Raw genomic sequence first — 18,251 nt, 5'->3', positions numbered from 1 at the left:
ATTTATACAAAAGAAAAAACAGTAAACAATTATTGTCTACTGTCCACTAACTGCAATTGAACCAGCTGCATCTTCTAAGAATGTTAATTGTACTGTTTCAGTTAAAACATCAGCATAACTATAAGATACACGTTCAAATGAATTTTCATCTTGATCAAGCTCAATAACAAAGACAGATGGATAGGTTTCTGCAAGCACACCACAGCGTTCTATCGTTTTTCTACGACCACCGTTTGCTCTAAGAGTTAGTCGTCTGCCAAGATTACCGTCCAAGGATTTTTTAATATCCGTTAGAGTTTTTCCCATTGCATCCACCTCACTAGTTTTATTATACAACCTTGAGCCTATGTAAGTCAAATAAAATTTAAATTATATCAGTTAATTTTCATCACTGTCAATAATTTATTTTCAACAAATTTCTCATTCCTTCGTTTATAGTTTGAACATAGTTGTATAGATTTATGTACTAAAAATGAATGTTTTTCAAAATACTTATAAAAAATGTTCATGGTTTTCAAATGAATACCTCATTAAATATGTTTTTTTCATAACTTTTCGTCTAAAAAACACAAATTAACATTAATAAGTAAATTAAAATCACTATGATAAATTTATCAAATAAAGTAGTAATATTTTTAAATTAACTTAAAATAGTGAGCCACTACCCTCAGCTTAATAATAACGTCTATTTAAACGTAGTACATTGAGTGAACATCAAGACAAGAAGAAAGGATGCGTATTTATTACAGGGAAGTAACATTGAACTTCTAGCCATAATAAATGGCTATGTTAAAGCTTACGAGGAGACTCCGGACCCAAGATGAATTATCGTTTGAGAAAGCTGGTAGTTAGCATAATAAATAAAAAAGCCACTTACATATTGTTTGTGTAAGCGGCTTTTGATCATTGAGAAGAATGCTTTCTAAATGGCATCCCTGTACGTAATACACCTTTTGTTTCTACTCCACCAAGACCTTTTTCTCTTGTTAACGTGTTCCTTAAAACATCCCATACATTTATTCTTTCTACAAATGGAGTAAAGCTAATCTTCGCAACAATATAAACTGGATCTAGGGCATGGATGTTCACTCTAGAAGGAGAACTGGCAAAATTAGCTCCAGCCCTTATTAGAGATTCAAAATGGGATTGACATGCACCTGCAAAAATCACCAACTGATCAAGATGTGGCACTTTGCTTCGAGCGTTTCTAACAGTTTGCACAAAATGCTTTGAATGACGATAAGCATTAATATCATCTACTTCACCTTTATGCTTTGAGTATGCATCATGGCCTGTGATAACTAAAATATCAGGGCGATATTTAGCTAAAAGCTCGCCAATTTTCTCTGGCATTTCTTTTTCTTGAACGTGAACACCATTTACAGGAACACCTATTTTTTCATATAAAGATAAACATTTTTGTAGATAAAGTGGATCGCCATCTACATGTAGAACTCTACCTGGCAAGTGGAAAAATTCTTCATTATGACTATAACTCGAGGTTGCCGTGTATTCTTGCTTCTCTCGTAATAACTGATAATCCTGCCGAAATAAAAAATAAGATTGATCAATACGTTCTTTTTCTTTTAATTTACGACTATTTCTCTCAATTTCATCTACAACAACTAAGTCACTACAATTCGCATCTGCTATTAGCCTTACTTCATCACCATATAAGATCGCAATCTGCTCACCATCAGCAGTTGTTTTCACATCGATAACCCTAAATAATACATCAAGCTTATAAGACTGCCTTCCAACAACATCTCCAATTTTCACATGCATATTCTATCACTCCAATGAATGATTCACTTAAAAAATCATTTCTCATAATGGCTGTTTTTAATAAATTGTTTGGTAGCAGAAATACATTCCATTTCACAGCAGATCCTTGCCACTTAGAATATAAGCAACAATCTTTGAATAAACAGCACTCATATTTAAGAATGGATATTTTTTCACAAGCGTCATATCTAATCTATTTTATAAAAAGTATCCTTCTCTAGCCTATGTGAGAATTCAAAATTGGTGAAAGCGAAGATAATAAATTACTCTTTACAATCAAAAAACCTAGATCAATAAAGAATATATAGATCTAGGTTTCCATAATAGCTTATTCAGTTGTTTATTTATTAAATAACCCTTTATCTAATGCTTCGCTTAATAAAGCAAATTCTTCAATAGATAGAGTTTCTCCTCTTCGTCTACTATCTATCTTTACATGTTCTAATGTTTCTTCAATTTTTAGCTTCGATTCTTTTCCATTAGGTAAAAAGTGAACTAGGTTATTTAAAATTGTTTTCCGCCTTTGTGCAAAGCCAGCTCTTATTATTTGAAAAAAGAATTCCTCATTCTCCACTTCAACTATTGGTTTATCTCTAACTAATAATCGAATGATTGCTGAATCGACATTTGGCTGTGGAACAAATACTGTCTTCGGCACAGTCATAACTGTTTTAGCTTCTGTATAATATTGAACTGCTATAGACAAAGAACCATATTCCTTTGTTGATGGACTTGCTGCAATACGGTCTGCCACCTCTTTTTGAAGCATAACAACGATACCTTTAAGTGGTAGCTTTTCCTCTAATAGCTTCATAATAATTGGGGTAGTTACATAATAAGGAAGATTTGCGACAACCATAATCTCTTCACAATCATTAAAGTTCTCATTTATTGCTTCCTGAAGATTCGCTTCTAATACATCCTGGTGAATAACCTTTACATTTGGATAAGGATCTAATGTTTCTTTTAAAATAGGTAATAACCGTTGGTCAATTTCAAAGGCTACAACCTTTTTAGCTCTTCTTGCAAGCTGTTCGGTCAAAGCACCAATTCCAGGTCCGATTTCAATTACTCCTGTTTTATCAGTTACTTCTGCATGATCAACAATTCGCGAAAGAACATTTGGTTCAATTAGAAAATTTTGACCCAGACTTTTTTTGAATGAAAAACCATATTTCTCTAAGATGGCTTTTGTTCTGACTGGGGTTGCAATATCTTTCATCATTAATTTTTTTCCTCCTGTATAATCCTGTTTATTGCTTCGTCATATTCTTCTTTAGTGATTTGAAACATATTTAATCTCTTATGTAGTTGCTTTCCATTTGTATAGCCAATCTTTAATGAAATTCCTAATTTCTCACGTCTAGCCTTAGCTTGACTACCTCCGATTAAACCTGCATCAACTAAATCATCAAATGTAATATCACTTATGTATTCTTCCATTTCTTCCTTCACAGATTGTAAGGCAAGACGGATCGCCTCAGATGATGCATGTTCAACACCAATTCCCTTACCCCTTTTTGGTCTCGCTTCATCTTTTGTTAAAAATGCATGCTTACATCCTGCTACTTTTTCGGTAATTGTTTTTCTGATCTTTTCACCGGGAAAATCAGGGTCTGTAAAGATAATGACCCCTCTTGCCTTTTGTGCTAGTTTTATTTGTTCTATGACAGCATCACCAATAGATGATCCATTTGTTTCTATTGTATCAGCCTCTACAGCTCTTTTAATGGCTGTTGTATCATCTTTCCCTTCAACAACGATTATTTCTTTTATTTTCATTTTTTCCTCCAAATTATGAAACCTTCTTAAGTCTTAATTCGTCTAACTACTATAGAAAGAATAAAGTCTTAACTTTTGTTTTCACGAAACCTATGTATGTAAGTATACTAAAAGTATATACTCGATTTACTATCAACAAAAGGTTTTACTTAAGTTTTAATTTTTATTATTACCACCATATGTTTTAAAAATCAACACATATTAGAAACAGATACAAAAATTAAAAAAACAGAGGATTATAAAACCCTCTGTAACTCTTATTCTAATATTTTCACTTTTACTTTTTTCGAACCCCATCGATAGGCAGCTGATTTTGATGGAAAGAAAACATCAATCTTGTTTCCTTTAATTGCCGAACCAGTATCTGCTGCAACTGCATATCCATAGCCCTCGACATATACTTTAGTACCCAGCGGTATAACATTCGGATCAACAGCAACAACTTTTGCATTTGGGTTCGCCCTCAAGTTAATTCCTGTCGCGGTGTTTCCTGAACATCCATTACAATTTGCTGTATACGCTGTTGAGTGAGCATAAAATTCTTTTGAAACAGAATCATTTCCCCGAGAAACAGTTGCTGTACTTGTTTGCTGAACAGCTTTAGTTCCTAAAGCAACGACACGATCCTGGCTTTCTTCAAGTGTTTCTGTTTTAATCAGATCTCTTGAAACTTCTTTTCCATTTTCTAAGACAACTTCATAATGTTTCTTTTGTTTACCTTCTTTACCTGATTCAATAACCTTTTGTTGCCCTTTTTCAATGCTGCTATCATTCTTTTGAACAACATTAAAGGCAATCGGTTCTTCCACTACATCGGTGACTTTTTCTATTCTAGTAACAATAACCTGGCTCTTTTCATCTAACTCTTCAGTAAGAGCTGGTTCTATTTTATCGAGTTTATTCAATTCAACATTTTGTTGTTTTAAAAAGTCAGCGACAGTAGTCGAAGTAGTCCATACCTGTTGTTTGTTTTCGCCAACATTTAGGGCAATCTTAAATGCTTTATCTATTGTTAATGACAAATCCTTTTTAATTGCTGTATCTAAAGCTGGGTTGATTTTATCGTGCTCTGTGACATTTAAATTCTCTTGCTCTATAAGTTCTTTTACTGTATCCGCAGAAGACCAAATTGTCCTTCGTTCATCACCTATAGCAACTTTGATTGGCTTAGCAGCTTTATAGACAATCTTCATATTGTCTTTAATCTTTTCATTTTTTGCCGGTGATAGTTCATCTTCTTTTCTGGTATCTATATCTTTTTCAGCTAATAGATCATTAACTGTATCTGCATGTGTACGTATCTTTTGTTCTTTACCATCAATAGTTAGTGAGACAGTTTCCTTTGTTCCCTCATAGGTACCATAGGCTGTTCCAGTTCCTAATACTAGTAAACTAGTAGCAGATAGGACAATTTTGTTCTTTTTTAACCGTTCGGAAAACAGTTTTTTCACATTTTCAAATAAAATGAAAAACGCCTCCTTCTTCCTCGTGGATTATATAGAGTATCTTTCATCTTGTCAACCCTTCTAACGTTGTCTCATTTTTCCAACGTACTCATTATTATGCTAAACAAAAAGTAAAAAGGGAAGAAAGAGTTCTCGACAAAGTTATCCTATGAAAAAGAAGAGACATGTAGAACTAATTGATTTTACTCATAATATGGACAAGCTTTTGCACATCTCGACACCGTTCGTTATCGAGTTATGCCGAATACTTTTCTTGCGTTGTCGGATGTTTTTTGAGCAAATTCCTCATAATTCATTTCCCTTAGCTCTGCAATCTGCTCTGCTACATATTTTACATAGCTAGGCTCATTACGTTTACCTCTAAATGGGTGTGGTGTTAAGTATGGACAATCTGTTTCAATTAGCAATCGATCCATTGGTATTTCTTTCGCAACTTCCTTTGGTTTCTTCGCATTTTTAAATGTTACAGGTCCACCAAATGATATGTAGAAGTTCATATCTAAGCATTGTTTCGCTACTTCTGCACTTCCAGTAAAACAATGCATGATCCCACCAACTTCACTTGCATTTTCTTCTTGTAATATGCTTACAACATCCTCAGTTGCGTCCCGGTTATGAATAATAATAGGCAGATTTACTTCTTTAGCAAGTTTAATCTGCTTTCGAAAAACATCCTTTTGAACATCCTTTGGAGACTTATCCCAATGATAATCCAATCCCATCTCTCCAATTGCTACTACCTTTGGGTGAGCTGATAGTTCTTTTATCCATGCTAAATCTTCATCTGTCATGTCTATTGCATCAACTGGATGCCAACCAACAGCAGCATAAATCATATCGTAATTGTTAGTAAGCTCCATTGCTCTTGTAATTGTTTGACGATCAAATCCAACTACAACAATATGAGTAACATTTTCAGAAAGAGCACGTTGTATAACTTCTTCCAAGTCCTCTTCATATTGGATAGCATTTAAATGAGCATGTGTATCAAAAAGCATTATTAATTCCCACTTTCATATTTATTTCGACATAAGAAAAAGGACTTCAACAAAATGTTACACGTGGAACACTCTATTTAGACCTTTATCCTTATCTTTTATTATTCATTATTGTCGTTAATTCTTTTCTTAATAAACACAAGTATCTTGTTACTAAGAATAATTGACCTTATAAAAGGTTAAAACGCCTTTTATAAGGTACGATTTACAGAACCCACTGGACTGTGTACAGTGCCTATCCTTCTAATTATAAAAGCAACAAAGCTTACGAAAGAGGCTACCCTAAAACAAAACAATTGTCATATTACTTATTTAACTTTTGATCCATTAGGAAGATTGCTATCAACAGTTGCTACTGATAAAACATCATCCTGAGAGCCAGCTAAGATCATCCCTTGTGATAATTCACCACGGAGTTTAACTGGTTTTAGGTTAACAATGCAGATAACCTTTTTACCAATAAGGTCTTCAGGTTTATAAAATTTAGCTATTCCTGAAACTACTTGTCTCTTTTCATACCCAAGATCGAGTTGTAGCTTTAAAAGACGATCTGCTTTCTTTACAGGCTCAACACTTATAACCTCTGCTACTCGCATATCTACTTTCATAAAATCATCAATCAGTATTTCTTCTTCTATAGAAGGTGCAGCCTGTTTTTCCTTCTTTTCTTCTTCAGCAGGAGCAGTACCTTTCATTTGTGCTTTTATAAATTCCACTTCTTCATCTACCTCTAAACGCGGGAAGATCGGTGATTGTTTATTAACAGTTGTTAAATGAATACGACCAAAGACAGACACACTTTCCCAATTTTGATTTTCTTCATCTTCTACTCCAAGCTGACTAAATATTTTTGCAGGAGTTTCTGTTAAAAATGGTTTTAGGAGAACAGCTGTGATACGTAAAGACTCCGCTAAGTGAACCATAACTGATGCTAACTTATCACGACTTTCCTCATCTTTAGCTAATACCCATGGCTGTGTTTCATCGATGTACTTATTCGTTCGGCTAATAAACTGCCATAAGGAAGATAATGCAATCGAAAACTCCATTTTGTCCATTGCTTCTTCATATTTTGCAATTGTATTTTTGGAAATAGTAACTAGCTGATCATCAAAATCAGTTTGACTACCTTTATATTCAGGAACTTGACCGTCAAAGTATTTATCAATCATTGCTACTGTTCGATTTAATAAATTTCCTAAATCATTCGCTAAATCATAATTTACTCGATCAATGAAGCCTTCTGGTGTGAAAACTCCATCAGATCCAAATGGAACCTCTCTCAAAAGATAATATCTAAGTGCATCTAATCCATATTTATCAATTAACGTAACAGGATCAACTACATTACCTTTTGATTTAGACATTTTTCCATCTTTCATTAATAACCAACCATGTGCAAAAACCTTTTTAGGTAAAGGTAAGTCTAATGCCATTAACATAATCGGCCAATAGATTGTATGGAATCGGACAATTTCTTTCCCGACGATATGAACATCTGCAGGCCAGAACTTTTTATATTTCTCATCTTCTTCTGTACCGTACCCAAGAGCAGTAATATAATTTGATAGTGCATCTATCCACACATAAATGACATGCTTAGGATCTCCTGGAACCTTTACACCCCAATCAAAGGTAGTACGAGATACAGCTAAATCCTCAAGACCTGGTTTAATGAAATTATTAACCATTTCATTTTTCCTTGATTCTGGTTGTATAAACTCTGGGTTATCGTCATAGAAAGCTAGAAGACGATCCGCATATTTACTCATTTTAAAGAAATATGATTCTTCTTTTACTAGTTCAACAGGATGTCCACTATCTGGGCTCTTACCCCCAACTATTTTGCCATTTTCCTTTATTGGATCAACCAGCTGTAATTCGGTATAAAAGGTTTCATCTGGTACTGAATACCAGCCTTCATATTCATCAAGATAAATATCACCCTGCTCTAAAAGTTTAGAGAAGATTTTCTCTACAACAATTTTATGACGAGTTTCAGTTGTTCTAATAAAGTCATCATATGAGATATCCATCTTGCCCCAAAGCTCTTTTATACCTGAAACAATATCATCAACATATTGCTGAGGGGTAACATTTGTTTCTTCTGCTTTACGTTGTATCTTTTGTCCATGTTCATCAGTACCTGTTAAGTACATAACTTCGAAGCCTCTCATCCGTTTATAACGGGCCATAGCATCCCCAGCTACTGTTGTATAAGCATGTCCAATATGAAGCTTTCCACTTGGATAATATATTGGAGTTGTAATATAAAATGTTTTTTGATTGTTTTCCATTATGTAGCCTCCCTAGTCTTAACGTGTACATGCTAAATGTCTGTTTATTTAGCAAAGTAGTATGTATGATATTTAAAACATAAATAAAATAAGTAATTTTTTACACTTACTTAAATTTATCACAATTGCTGTTAAGTATTCTCATATTATGATTAGCATTTTGTAAATCATGCTACAAGAAAAACGCAAGCCCTCAATTATCTGCACCAATCATAAGGCAAGTGGTAACAGAAAATGTTCTTTACCATCAATTCCTACCTGATTTATAACTCGAGCAGCTGGTGTCTAAAGCTAGACAATACAACTAAACAAAATTCCTATATGTACTCAAAAAACGCCCTCGCCCTAAAGGACGAGAGCGAATTGATTACTGACGTTCTTCGAATTATATAGTAGCAACCAAGTCCTTATGCTTTGGTCTACTTTTAACAACCTTATAAGATAGTAATATTTAATCTATTTTTCCCATGCTTAGCAATCATATATATGAACAAATTTTCTCACTCTTTATGATAACATCTTAGCCTTTAATATCAAGAATATATACATAAAGAAATAATATTTATTTGAGTCAACATTAATTCGATATTAGCACAGTAGTTATTTGTCGAATATTCTTAGAATAATGTCGAAAAACAGGATATAAAAAGTGAGTGAAATATGTATCTATTTTACATATTTAAACTTCCAAAAAAAGGTTTAAATTCCTGGATTTGAGGGTATAAACCTATTAAAATCCTATAAACAAAGGGTTTATTCTAAGTTCACATTTTTTTCATATGGAAATACAATAAAAAAGATTGACGTAAAATGGAAACACTGATATGCTTAAAAAGCAAATCAGTTTTTGTCGAATATTGACGAAGTTACCTAAAAAAATTTAAATATAGATATGTTTAATCTGAGAGGAGATTATTATATTATGAAATCTACTGGTATTGTAAGAAAAGTTGACGAATTAGGTCGTGTAGTTATTCCAATCGAATTACGTCGTACATTAGGTATTGCAGAGAAAGATGCTTTAGAAATTTATGTTGATGATGAAAAAATCATTCTTAAAAAATATAAGCCAAATATGACTTGCCAAGTAACTGGTGAAGTATCTGATAATAACCTTGCATTAGCAAATGGAAAATTAGTTCTAAGCCGTGAAGGTGCAGAGCAAATTTTATCTGAAATTCAAAACCAATTAGTTCAAAAATAATAGTAATTTAAAAAAGGGATGAAAATTCATCCCTTTTTTATTACCTATTATTCAACATGGTAGGCTTGATAAACCTCTCTTTTCTGCATTTTCCTATCTAATGCAACCTTTTTAATTGCTTCTTTGGAAGAAAAGTCATCTTGTATGTAATGATTAACATGTTCAGTAATACTAAGTGTTTCCCACCAAACATCAGTATCTAACAAGGGTTCTTCAGAACTTCCCTCTATAATAATGCAAAACTCACCACGTATTTCATTGTTAGTAGACCAGTTTATTATATCTTCTACGCTACCTCTAATGAATTCTTCAAATTTCTTTGTCAATTCTCTCGATAAACAAATCGAACGATTTCCCAAATACTCATAAATTAATTGTAGTGTTTCTTTTAAACGATGAGGAGATTCATAAAAGATCATTGTTTCAGTTTTCATTTTCAACATTTCAAGTTGATTCTTTTTTTCCTTTTTATGCCGATCTAAAAATCCAAAAAAGTAAAAAGGTTGTGGAGATATTCCTGATGCAATCAATGCAGTTAATGCAGCATTAGCTCCTGGCAGAGGTATCACATGTCCTCCTAGCTCTAGAACCTGATTAACTAACTCACTTCCTGGATCTGAAATAGTTGGCATTCCCGCGTCACTTACTAGTGCAATATTTTTTCCTTGCTCTAGTAAATCTATAACACGATGTCCGCTTGATTCTTTATTATGTTCATGATAGCTGAAAATTGGCGTTTCAATTTCAAAATGATTACATAGCTTCTTTGATTGTCTTGTATCTTCTGCAGCAATCATATCAACTTCCTTTAAAATGTTAACTGCCCTAAACGTCATATCCTCTAAATTACCAATTGGTGTTGGCACTAAATATAAACTACCTATATGGCGATCAGTAGCTATAAAACTTTTCTGCTGTGATAACATACTACTTTCACCTTCTCTTTATATGTCTTTTCATTACTTTTTTAGTTTTGGCTCTGTTAAACTATGTTGTTGATTTTCGTTACAGGCATTTGCTTTCCCGGGAAAAAATGCAGTTCGTTTTTCACTTCAATCAACAAAGTGCTAAAACTCAACATTAAGCTTTAATTAATCCTTAGTTTTGTAAAATTTAATTAATCCTTTTCTCCATATAGAATCTTTCTTATCTCTGATGTATATTCATTATCTTCATTATAGACAAATATTGGAGGTAATAACTTTAAATCAGATCGTCCTCCTCTTATTCCTTCTATTAATAAGATGTTTGCTTCTTTACCCTGTTTAGGATAAACAAACTGAATTCTCTTTGGCTCAATATCATATTTCCTCATTAACTCAACAATATCTATTAATCGTCCAGGTCTATGTACGAGAGCTATTTTTCCACCTTGATTGACGAGTTTACTACAAGTTTTTATCACATCATCTAGTGTACAGAGGATCTCATGTCTAGCAATAGCAAAATGTTCATTGATATTTTGCATATCTTTTTGAGGTGTTGTTGCAAAATATGGTGGATTGCAAGTCACAACGTCAAACTTGTTGTTTCCAAACTTTTTAGGCATATCCTTAAGATCACCATGAATCATGTGTATTTGATTTTCAAGCTTATTATATTGAATACTTCTAACTGCCATGTGATAAAGTCTTTCTTGAATTTCCACACCAGTAATTTCACCTTTCGTTCTAGTACTTAATATCAACGGCACAATCCCATTACCAGTACATAAATCTAACACTTTCCCATTTTTTACTGGCATATAGGCAAATCTTGAAAGTAACACAGCATCTAAAGAAAAGGAAAAAACGGTAGGACTTTGGATAATCCTTAAGTCTTCTGCTAATAAATAATCAAGTCTTTCATCACCGATTAGTTCAACCATTATTCAATACTCCTTATGTATAACAACTTCTCTTACCTATAGGCTTTTCTGAAGGATTGTTGCTAATTAACCTAATTTCCTGTTAGTAACTTTGTTTTTATCATATAAAAGGTACTATTCTAAGAAGAAAAGATGCTACTAGAATTTATACAGTGCTGTTCTCTTCATATAATTAAAAGCAACAAAGTTTTAAAGAACAGTCTACCTCAAAAAAGGCTGACACGTTTGCAAAATATTTATCCCCCTCTATTTTATAAAAGAGGGATAAAAGTAGCATGAGTCAGCCTTGTTATTTCTTATTTAAGAATGATAAGCAAAATAAACAATCTCCATCTTTTCTAATACTTCCATAATGCAAGTTACAAATATGGAAGCCCTCTTGATAAAGACGTGCTAAGTTGTCGTAGCCTTCACCTACATCAACCTGTTTAAGATTCTTTTGCTGTTTTTCTTTTGATTTCGTTTTCTTAGTTTTTGCTGTTTGATTTTGGCTATTAATGGTTGAGTCCAACCGTCTACGCAAGTTATCATTCTCAATTTGCAAATGGTGATTTTCCTCAATAAGCTCCCCGAGGTGTTGCTTTAGTTCACCTAATTGAGTATATAAAGATCCTATTTGTTCTTCCATGCTACTAACAGATTCGAAAATCTCCTTTTTATCCACTTGTTCCACCTCATCAGTCTGTGGATTGCATTGGAACTAAGCCTTCTTTCTGCAATTCATCCCAAGTGTATTCTACCACGCGTTCTTGTTCAACTAATCTCACCTGTATAACCTGCTCTAAAATATTTAACCCTACCACTTTTCCTAATCCATTAGGTGTGATAATCTGCTCTCCTAAATCAGGTAGCTTCTCTTTTGCTGACTCATATTCATCATTTTCATATTTTAAACAACACATTAAACGACCGCATAGTCCAGAAATCTTTGTCGGATTTAATGAAAGGTTTTGATCCTTTGCCATTTTAATTGACACAGGCTCAAAATCACCTAAGAACGTAGAACAGCAAAGCATACGACCACAAGGGCCAATTCCGCCAAGCATTTTCGCCTCATCACGAACTCCAATTTGTCTAAGCTCTATTCTAGTTTTAAAGATAGCTGCTAAGTCCTTAACAAGCTCTCTAAAATCTACACGACCATCAGCAGTGAAATAGAAAATGACTTTATTTCGGTCAAATGTATATTCAACATCTACTAATTTCATATCTAGGCCATGTTCTAACACTTTTTTCTGACATACTTCATATGCCTCTGTAGCAGCGTCAAGATTTTCCTGAACCATCAAACGATCCTTATCATCTGCTAATCTAATAACTTTTTTCAGTGGAAGAACAACATCATGCTCTTCAACCTTCTTATTATTTAGAACAACCTTACCAAACTCAATTCCTCTTATTGTTTCAACTATAACGAAATCATCATCGTTTATATGAAGACCACTAGGGTCGAAATAATATATTTTGCCCGCTTTCTTAAAGCGAACTCCTACAACATTATACAAAACTATCCCTCCTGCAATGTTAAAACCAATTGTTCCATCAGTAATTGTGGATTTACATTGGCATGAAGCCTTTTTTTAGCTTCTAAAATAGAAGTAATTTTCTCAGTTACACTTCTTTGAGTCATTTGAAGGGCATGCTGCTTTACTAACTGCATCAAGTCTTGAAAAATCACTTGTTCATCATTTCCAACTTGAACAGATAATATATCTTTATAAAGGTATAAAAGCAAATCTAATCCTGTATCTTGTTTTTCTTTATCATTAAAGTGGCTCATCCACTCAGTGTGTATATATAATGGAGCTTGTCCTTTACGATTAACAAGCACTTCATATAATTTTATCACTTTCGTTCTTGCTTGCGCAAACCAATCATCTTTTGATAGCTCAAATGCTGCATCAGTATCATTTGTTAATTGTGAAACTAGCGCTGCTATATTAGGAGAAACACCTGATTCTTTAAGTGTTTCTTGAAGGACTTTTGGTTGTAAGGGATGAAAAGATAATAACTGACAGCGAGACAAAATTGTATTAAGCATTTTATGATACTGCTCAGTTAAGAGAATGGCAATCGTATTTGCATTAGGCTCTTCTAAAAACTTCAAAAGACTATTTGCTGCATTAACTGTCATTTTATCAGCATGAACAATCATATAAAGCTTCTTACTCGATTCAACACCTGATTTAGAGAATTCCTCTTGTAACTCTTGAATTTGACCCTTTTTTATTGAGAGACCATCTGGTTCGATAATGTGAACATCAGGATGATTACCTGAGTCAATTCTTTTACAGTTTTTACAATTTTGACAAGGTTCATAATCTTGGAGGTCTTCACAAAGAAAGCTTTTTGCTAGGAGGATTCCTACATCCTTTTTCCCTGTTCCCTTTTTCCCTTCAAATAAATATGCATGTGCCAAACGTTCCTTCTCAATACTATTTGCTAATAGTTTAATAACACGTGGCTGATAGGTAGCTAGTTCTTGCCAGTTTTTTTTCATTGCTCATCACTCTCTACGTATAAAGGTTAATAAGTAACCCTTTAATTTCACCAATTTTTGAAAGAAGATCAATTGTAGGACTTTCCTTATTAACAATTTCATCAGCTAAATCAATTAAAGATTTATCAACCTGTTCAACAATCTTTAAAGATCGGCTATTACCATTATAATCCCAACTTCTTGATTGCTTCATATCCATTCCATATTCAACAGCTTCATGGATAAATTTCTTAACTAAAAGTTTATATTTTGAAAGATCACTAAAATTTCTAGATTTTGATAATCTTCGACCTGCATCCTCTATATTTCCTAACAGCTTATTAAGCTGATCCATTTGGAGCTTATCACCTTGTTTTGTTACCATATCTTGAAATCCTTTAGAGGTAGCTTGTGTGATCTTCTGCTCCATTCCCCGTTTATCCATCGTTGAACGTATATCCTGACTTACCTTCATCACTTAACCCTCCATGGTCAATTCAAAATCAGTAACTTTCTAATACTGATGAAATTGTTCTACTGGTAGTACAAATACAGTTGCACCACCTACCTCAACTTCAACAGGATAAGGAATAAAAGAATCAGCATTACCACCCATAGGTGAAACAGGTGCAACAAGTTGATCTCTGGATTTACAGTTATCCTTCACAATTTGTAATGCCTTATCAACTCTTATATCATCTGTACCTATCATAAAAGTAGTGTTTCCTGATTTAAGGAAACCACCTGAACTTGATAATTTTGTTACTCGGAAATTATGATCTGTAAGTGCATTTAACAGCTTATTACTATCCTGGTCCTGTACAACAACAATAATTAACTTCACAATAAAACCTCCTTATATTGTAACACGTTCATCTATGGTATTCATTGCATCTTTAATGGTAATTTAAAGGATACCTTCACCTAAATTAATTTATAATCCTTTAACACCCTTTTTACGTCAGATACAACCTGGTCAATCGTTTGCTCTGCATTGATAATCACTATTCTCTCTTGAAATCTCTCTATTACCTTTTGATAACCATCTTGAACTTTTTGATGAAAAGAAAGATCTTCTAAATCAAGTCGATTTTTTTCTCTATCAGAATTAACTGCGATTCTTTCAAGACCAATTTTAGGATCTATTTTAAAATAAAATGTTAAATCAGGCATAATTCCATTTATAGCAAATTCATTAATAGATAAAACTTCATCTATTCCTAAGCCCCTTGCGTAGCCTTGATATGCTAAAGAGCTATCAATGAATCTGTCACAAAATACATTTGATCCTTTATTTATTTCTGGAATTACTTTTTCCACCAAATGCTGTCTTCTAGCAGCAGCATATAAAAGAGCCTCAGTTCTTGGATCCATTTCAATATGATCTTTATTTAAGATAACATCTCGTATCTTCTCTGCTATAAGTATACCGCCTGGTTCCCTGGTAAATATAATTTCAGAGTTTGCTTCTGTTAAATCCTTCATCAATCTTTCTAATACAGTTGTTTTACCTGCCCCTTCAGGACCTTCAAAGGTAATAAATTTACCTGCCAATATCTCTCACCCTCTATTCTTATAAATCTTTATGTTTCCTTGCCTTATATTATTATCACCTTGTATATTAATACGCATCTCAAGCATTTCCTTTAACTGTTCTATTAAATCCTTTGTTATTGTTTCACCTACTATTATTAAAGGTATTCCAGGTGGATAAGGAATAATCGACTCTGCTGAAATAGCCCCGATAGCATCATCTAATTTAATTAATTCCTTCTCACATGTTTTTAAATATGAGTATGGTTTTTCTAACCTATTAATACCCTTATTTTGCTTGTAATGTAATTGTACTCGTTTATTAGCAGTAATTGATATAGAAGTTGTTGATGTTTTTTTACTCAAATGCTCTAAATTGTGAATTTTATGATCTAATGGTAGTATCATTAATGCATTTAAAGGATCTGCTAGCTCAATAAAGACATTGTGTAATTCAAACCAGTCTTGCAACTCATAACCCGATAACCCAGAAGTTGACCGAACAGTTAGTTTAAGTGGATCTATTTGAATGAGTGGATCTGCCGATTCTAAAATCTCTAAACCATCAATATTCTTTAGTTGTTCTTTTATATTAATAATTGCTTTTAGTATACTATCTATTCCTCGATTTTCTTTCACTTCCTCAAGATAGGCTCTTGCCAAATCAAGAGACGCCATGATTGGATAAGATGGACTACTACTTTGTAAAATAGCTAAGTAGAATTCTACCTTTTCCCTATCAATGAGGTTAGTATTATAGTGTAAAAAAGAACCCATTGTCATGGCTGGCAGTGTTTTATGAGCAGAATGGACAATTATATCTGCCCCTATATCCACTGCTGAAGTAGGAAATTCTATACCTGCTTTAAAATGCGCACCGTGAGCTTCATCAACAAGCACAGGAATACTACAACTATGTGCAAGCTCAATCGCTTCTTTCAAGTTAACAGTTAATCCATAATAATTAGGATTAGTTAATATAAGCGCCTTAGCATTAGGATAGCTTTCAATAGCATGTTTGATTGTTTGTATATCAACATAACTAGGTACTTGTAATACAGTATCCATTTTTGGTGACAAAAAAATAGGATTTGCTCCTGCAAGCTGAACAGCATTGATAATCGATTTATGAGAATTTCTTTGGACAAGAACCTCATCACCTTCATTACAACAAGCTAAAATCATCGCCATATTTCCTACAGTTGATCCATTCACTAGAAAATAAGAGTTTTTCACTCCATAAAGTTTCGCTGTAAGCTGCTGTGCCTCAGCAATAACATCAGTAGGGTGATGTAGATCATCTAATCCAGTTAGTTCTGTAACGTCTAAGGATAAGATATTCTTATAGATCTCGTCTGCTTGTTTTATAAAAACCTTCCCATTTTTATGTCCCGGTACATGGAAGGATAAAGATTTTCTCTTTGCGTGTTGCATTAAAGCCGTAAAGAGAGGAGTGTACATATATAGATCAACGTCCTTTACTTATATTAAATAATTATAACAATACTTATATGTAACAGTATATACAAGGTTGTATATATTTGTATTATGTAGACCAAACAAAAGAATAGGTGCTTTCACTTATTGGTGATTATCTCCATATATACGTAAAAAAGGCTAACATTGTGTTAGCCTTTTAATCATGTATTCTATTAAGAATAAAGTGGGGGATTTTTTACCCTACTCAATTTTTCAACGAAGTATTTATACTTTTCATCAGATGTTTGTGTACTATTTATTTCTTTTTCACATTCTACACAAATAAAACTTGTATAGAGATGAATTCCCATAGATTTTTCTTTATCACATATAATACAAGTTTTCCCTTTAGACATTTCTAAGCTATTAGAATCCAAAATCTCCACCTCCATACTTTCTATTGTTACCAAGTTTCTATATTGTATACACAATTTAATCAATTTAGTTATTATGGATATTCATACTGTATGTAAAGTTCCTTTTATTGTGCTTGTTCACTTTTTAAAATGATCATTTTCTGAAAGCTCATTGCTATAACCTTAATTCAATTCATGTAGACAAGGTGTGATCTGACTTTATATACTGAATAAAGATTGAGTAAAATGAGTTAATTAAGAATATACTTTTATTTTCAACTAATCAATTATACTATCATGTTTTTCTGCACTGAATTTTTATTAAATATCATGTTTTTGCACCTAGATGTCTCAGACCATACAACAATTGCTTACTAGTGAGGTTCCTCCTTTTTGATGACGACCTTTAGATCTGGGTTTCTGTTCTCTTATGGGCTTCATCTCCTTGATGACGGACATTTGACTTGGGTTTCTGCTCTCTTATAGGCCTCATCCCCTTGATGACAACCTTTAGACTATTGATCTGATATCATTACTTAGCGATATCAGACTATCTGTCAGGTCTTCATCCGCTGCCATACACTTCCTTCTTGCTTCTCCCAAGCCTCAGACTAGGAGTGCTTTTTAGTCTCTACCTTTATGCATATCTCGTTCTAGCTTAATCATTACCATGATCTCCCATGACCTTTTTCACGCACAAAAAAAGACCAGTATCTCTACTGATCTTTCCACACTTTACTTGGCGACGTCCTACTCTCACAGGGGGAAACCCCCAACTACCATCGGCGCTAGAGCTCAACTTCCGCGTTCGGATGTCGGCTTGCGATAAGCGGCGAATCTCTGCGTCAGCTCGTTCATTCAGATCCTCATGTGCCAAATTCGCACATTCCGGTCTTCATTCGCTGCGCTTCCTTGACCTTCTTGCTTCTCCCAAGCCACAGGCTAGTAGTGCTTTTTAGTCTCTACCTCTTACACAATATCTTCGATATATATAAATTAATGGGA

At 33.5% G+C, this 18,251-nt stretch carries 18 protein-coding genes; 1 reads left to right on the top strand and 17 read right to left on the bottom strand.

Annotated features, from left to right (window positions below):
- Window positions 1–36 precede the first annotated feature (36 nt).
- From veg to metG, 7 genes are all read right to left on the bottom strand, one after another.
- Window positions 37–306, bottom strand: coding sequence for a biofilm formation stimulator Veg (veg, locus tag FS935_RS20825; protein WP_146950566.1), 270 nt, complete (start codon window positions 304–306; stop codon window positions 37–39).
- Window positions 307–903: 597 nt separating this feature from the next.
- Window positions 904–1,785, bottom strand: coding sequence for a sporulation peptidase YabG (gene yabG / locus FS935_RS20820; protein WP_146950565.1), 882 nt, complete (start codon window positions 1,783–1,785; stop codon window positions 904–906).
- Window positions 1,786–2,125: 340 nt separating this feature from the next.
- Complete coding sequence (gene rsmA, locus FS935_RS20815; RefSeq protein ID WP_146950564.1) at window positions 2,126–3,010, bottom strand: 16S rRNA (adenine(1518)-N(6)/adenine(1519)-N(6))-dimethyltransferase RsmA; 885 nt, start codon at window positions 3,008–3,010, stop codon at window positions 2,126–2,128.
- Window positions 3,010–3,567: a ribonuclease M5 gene (rnmV, locus tag FS935_RS20810; RefSeq protein ID WP_146950563.1), complete on the bottom strand. Its 558-nt coding sequence runs from the start codon at window positions 3,565–3,567 to the stop codon at window positions 3,010–3,012. The genes rsmA and rnmV overlap by 1 nt, the downstream gene beginning before the upstream one ends.
- 257 nt (window positions 3,568–3,824) lie before the next feature.
- Window positions 3,825–5,018, bottom strand: a complete 1,194-nt coding sequence (locus FS935_RS20805; protein WP_146950562.1) for a resuscitation-promoting factor — start codon at window positions 5,016–5,018, stop codon at window positions 3,825–3,827.
- A gap of 242 nt (window positions 5,019–5,260) precedes the next feature.
- Window positions 5,261–6,031, bottom strand: coding sequence for a TatD family hydrolase (locus FS935_RS20800; protein WP_146950561.1), 771 nt, complete (start codon window positions 6,029–6,031; stop codon window positions 5,261–5,263).
- A 308-nt stretch (window positions 6,032–6,339) separates the two neighbouring features.
- Entirely contained in the window at window positions 6,340–8,328 is a 1,989-nt protein-coding gene (gene metG, locus FS935_RS20795) for a methionine--tRNA ligase (protein WP_146950560.1), read from the bottom strand.
- A 922-nt stretch (window positions 8,329–9,250) separates the two neighbouring features.
- On the opposite strand from metG, the gene abrB reads away from it, so the two are divergent.
- Window positions 9,251–9,532, top strand: a complete 282-nt coding sequence (abrB, locus tag FS935_RS20790) for a transition state genes transcriptional regulator AbrB (protein ID WP_146950559.1) — start codon at window positions 9,251–9,253, stop codon at window positions 9,530–9,532.
- A gap of 47 nt (window positions 9,533–9,579) precedes the next feature.
- Here the strand turns inward: abrB and rsmI are convergent, their stop codons facing one another.
- From rsmI to FS935_RS20740, 10 genes are all read right to left on the bottom strand, one after another.
- Entirely contained in the window at window positions 9,580–10,458 is an 879-nt protein-coding gene (gene rsmI / locus FS935_RS20785) for a 16S rRNA (cytidine(1402)-2'-O)-methyltransferase (protein ID WP_146950558.1), read from the bottom strand.
- Window positions 10,459–10,649: 191 nt separating this feature from the next.
- Complete coding sequence (locus FS935_RS20780; RefSeq protein ID WP_146950557.1) at window positions 10,650–11,399, bottom strand: tRNA1(Val) (adenine(37)-N6)-methyltransferase; 750 nt, start codon at window positions 11,397–11,399, stop codon at window positions 10,650–10,652.
- A gap of 289 nt (window positions 11,400–11,688) precedes the next feature.
- The gene (gene yabA, locus FS935_RS20775; RefSeq protein WP_146950602.1) at window positions 11,689–12,063 is read right to left on the bottom strand and encodes a DNA replication initiation control protein YabA; all 375 of its coding nucleotides are present in this window, start codon (window positions 12,061–12,063) and stop codon (window positions 11,689–11,691) included.
- A gap of 13 nt (window positions 12,064–12,076) precedes the next feature.
- Window positions 12,077–12,904, bottom strand: a complete 828-nt coding sequence (gene ricT / locus FS935_RS20770; RefSeq protein WP_146950556.1) for a competence/sporulation regulator complex protein RicT — start codon at window positions 12,902–12,904, stop codon at window positions 12,077–12,079.
- A 2-nt stretch (window positions 12,905–12,906) separates the two neighbouring features.
- On the bottom strand, window positions 12,907–13,899 hold the full coding sequence (gene holB, locus FS935_RS20765) for a DNA polymerase III subunit delta' (RefSeq protein WP_146950555.1): 993 nt from the start codon (window positions 13,897–13,899) through the stop codon (window positions 12,907–12,909).
- Window positions 13,900–13,912: 13 nt separating this feature from the next.
- Window positions 13,913–14,353 (bottom strand): YaaR family protein, encoded by a 441-nt coding sequence (locus FS935_RS20760; protein ID WP_146950554.1) that lies wholly within the window; start codon window positions 14,351–14,353, stop codon window positions 13,913–13,915.
- A gap of 39 nt (window positions 14,354–14,392) precedes the next feature.
- Entirely contained in the window at window positions 14,393–14,722 is a 330-nt protein-coding gene (darA, locus tag FS935_RS20755; protein WP_146950553.1) for a cyclic di-AMP receptor DarA, read from the bottom strand.
- 80 nt (window positions 14,723–14,802) lie between these two features.
- A complete protein-coding gene (gene tmk, locus FS935_RS20750) occupies window positions 14,803–15,432 on the bottom strand; it encodes a dTMP kinase (RefSeq protein ID WP_146950552.1) in 630 nt (209 codons plus the stop codon).
- Window positions 15,433–15,438: 6 nt separating this feature from the next.
- Window positions 15,439–16,872 (bottom strand): aminotransferase class I/II-fold pyridoxal phosphate-dependent enzyme, encoded by a 1,434-nt coding sequence (locus tag FS935_RS20745; protein WP_146950551.1) that lies wholly within the window; start codon window positions 16,870–16,872, stop codon window positions 15,439–15,441.
- Window positions 16,873–17,063: 191 nt separating this feature from the next.
- Window positions 17,064–17,276 (bottom strand): sigma factor G inhibitor Gin, encoded by a 213-nt coding sequence (locus FS935_RS20740; protein ID WP_439116686.1) that lies wholly within the window; start codon window positions 17,274–17,276, stop codon window positions 17,064–17,066.
- Window positions 17,277–18,251 lie beyond the last annotated feature (975 nt).

Origin of the sequence: Metabacillus litoralis, assembly GCF_007994985.1 — a bacterium.
Classification (GTDB): domain Bacteria; phylum Bacillota; class Bacilli; order Bacillales; family Bacillaceae; genus Metabacillus; species Metabacillus litoralis.
The sequence above is the reverse complement of the archived record's forward strand: the minus strand, read 5'-3'. Positions and strand labels throughout refer to the sequence as shown.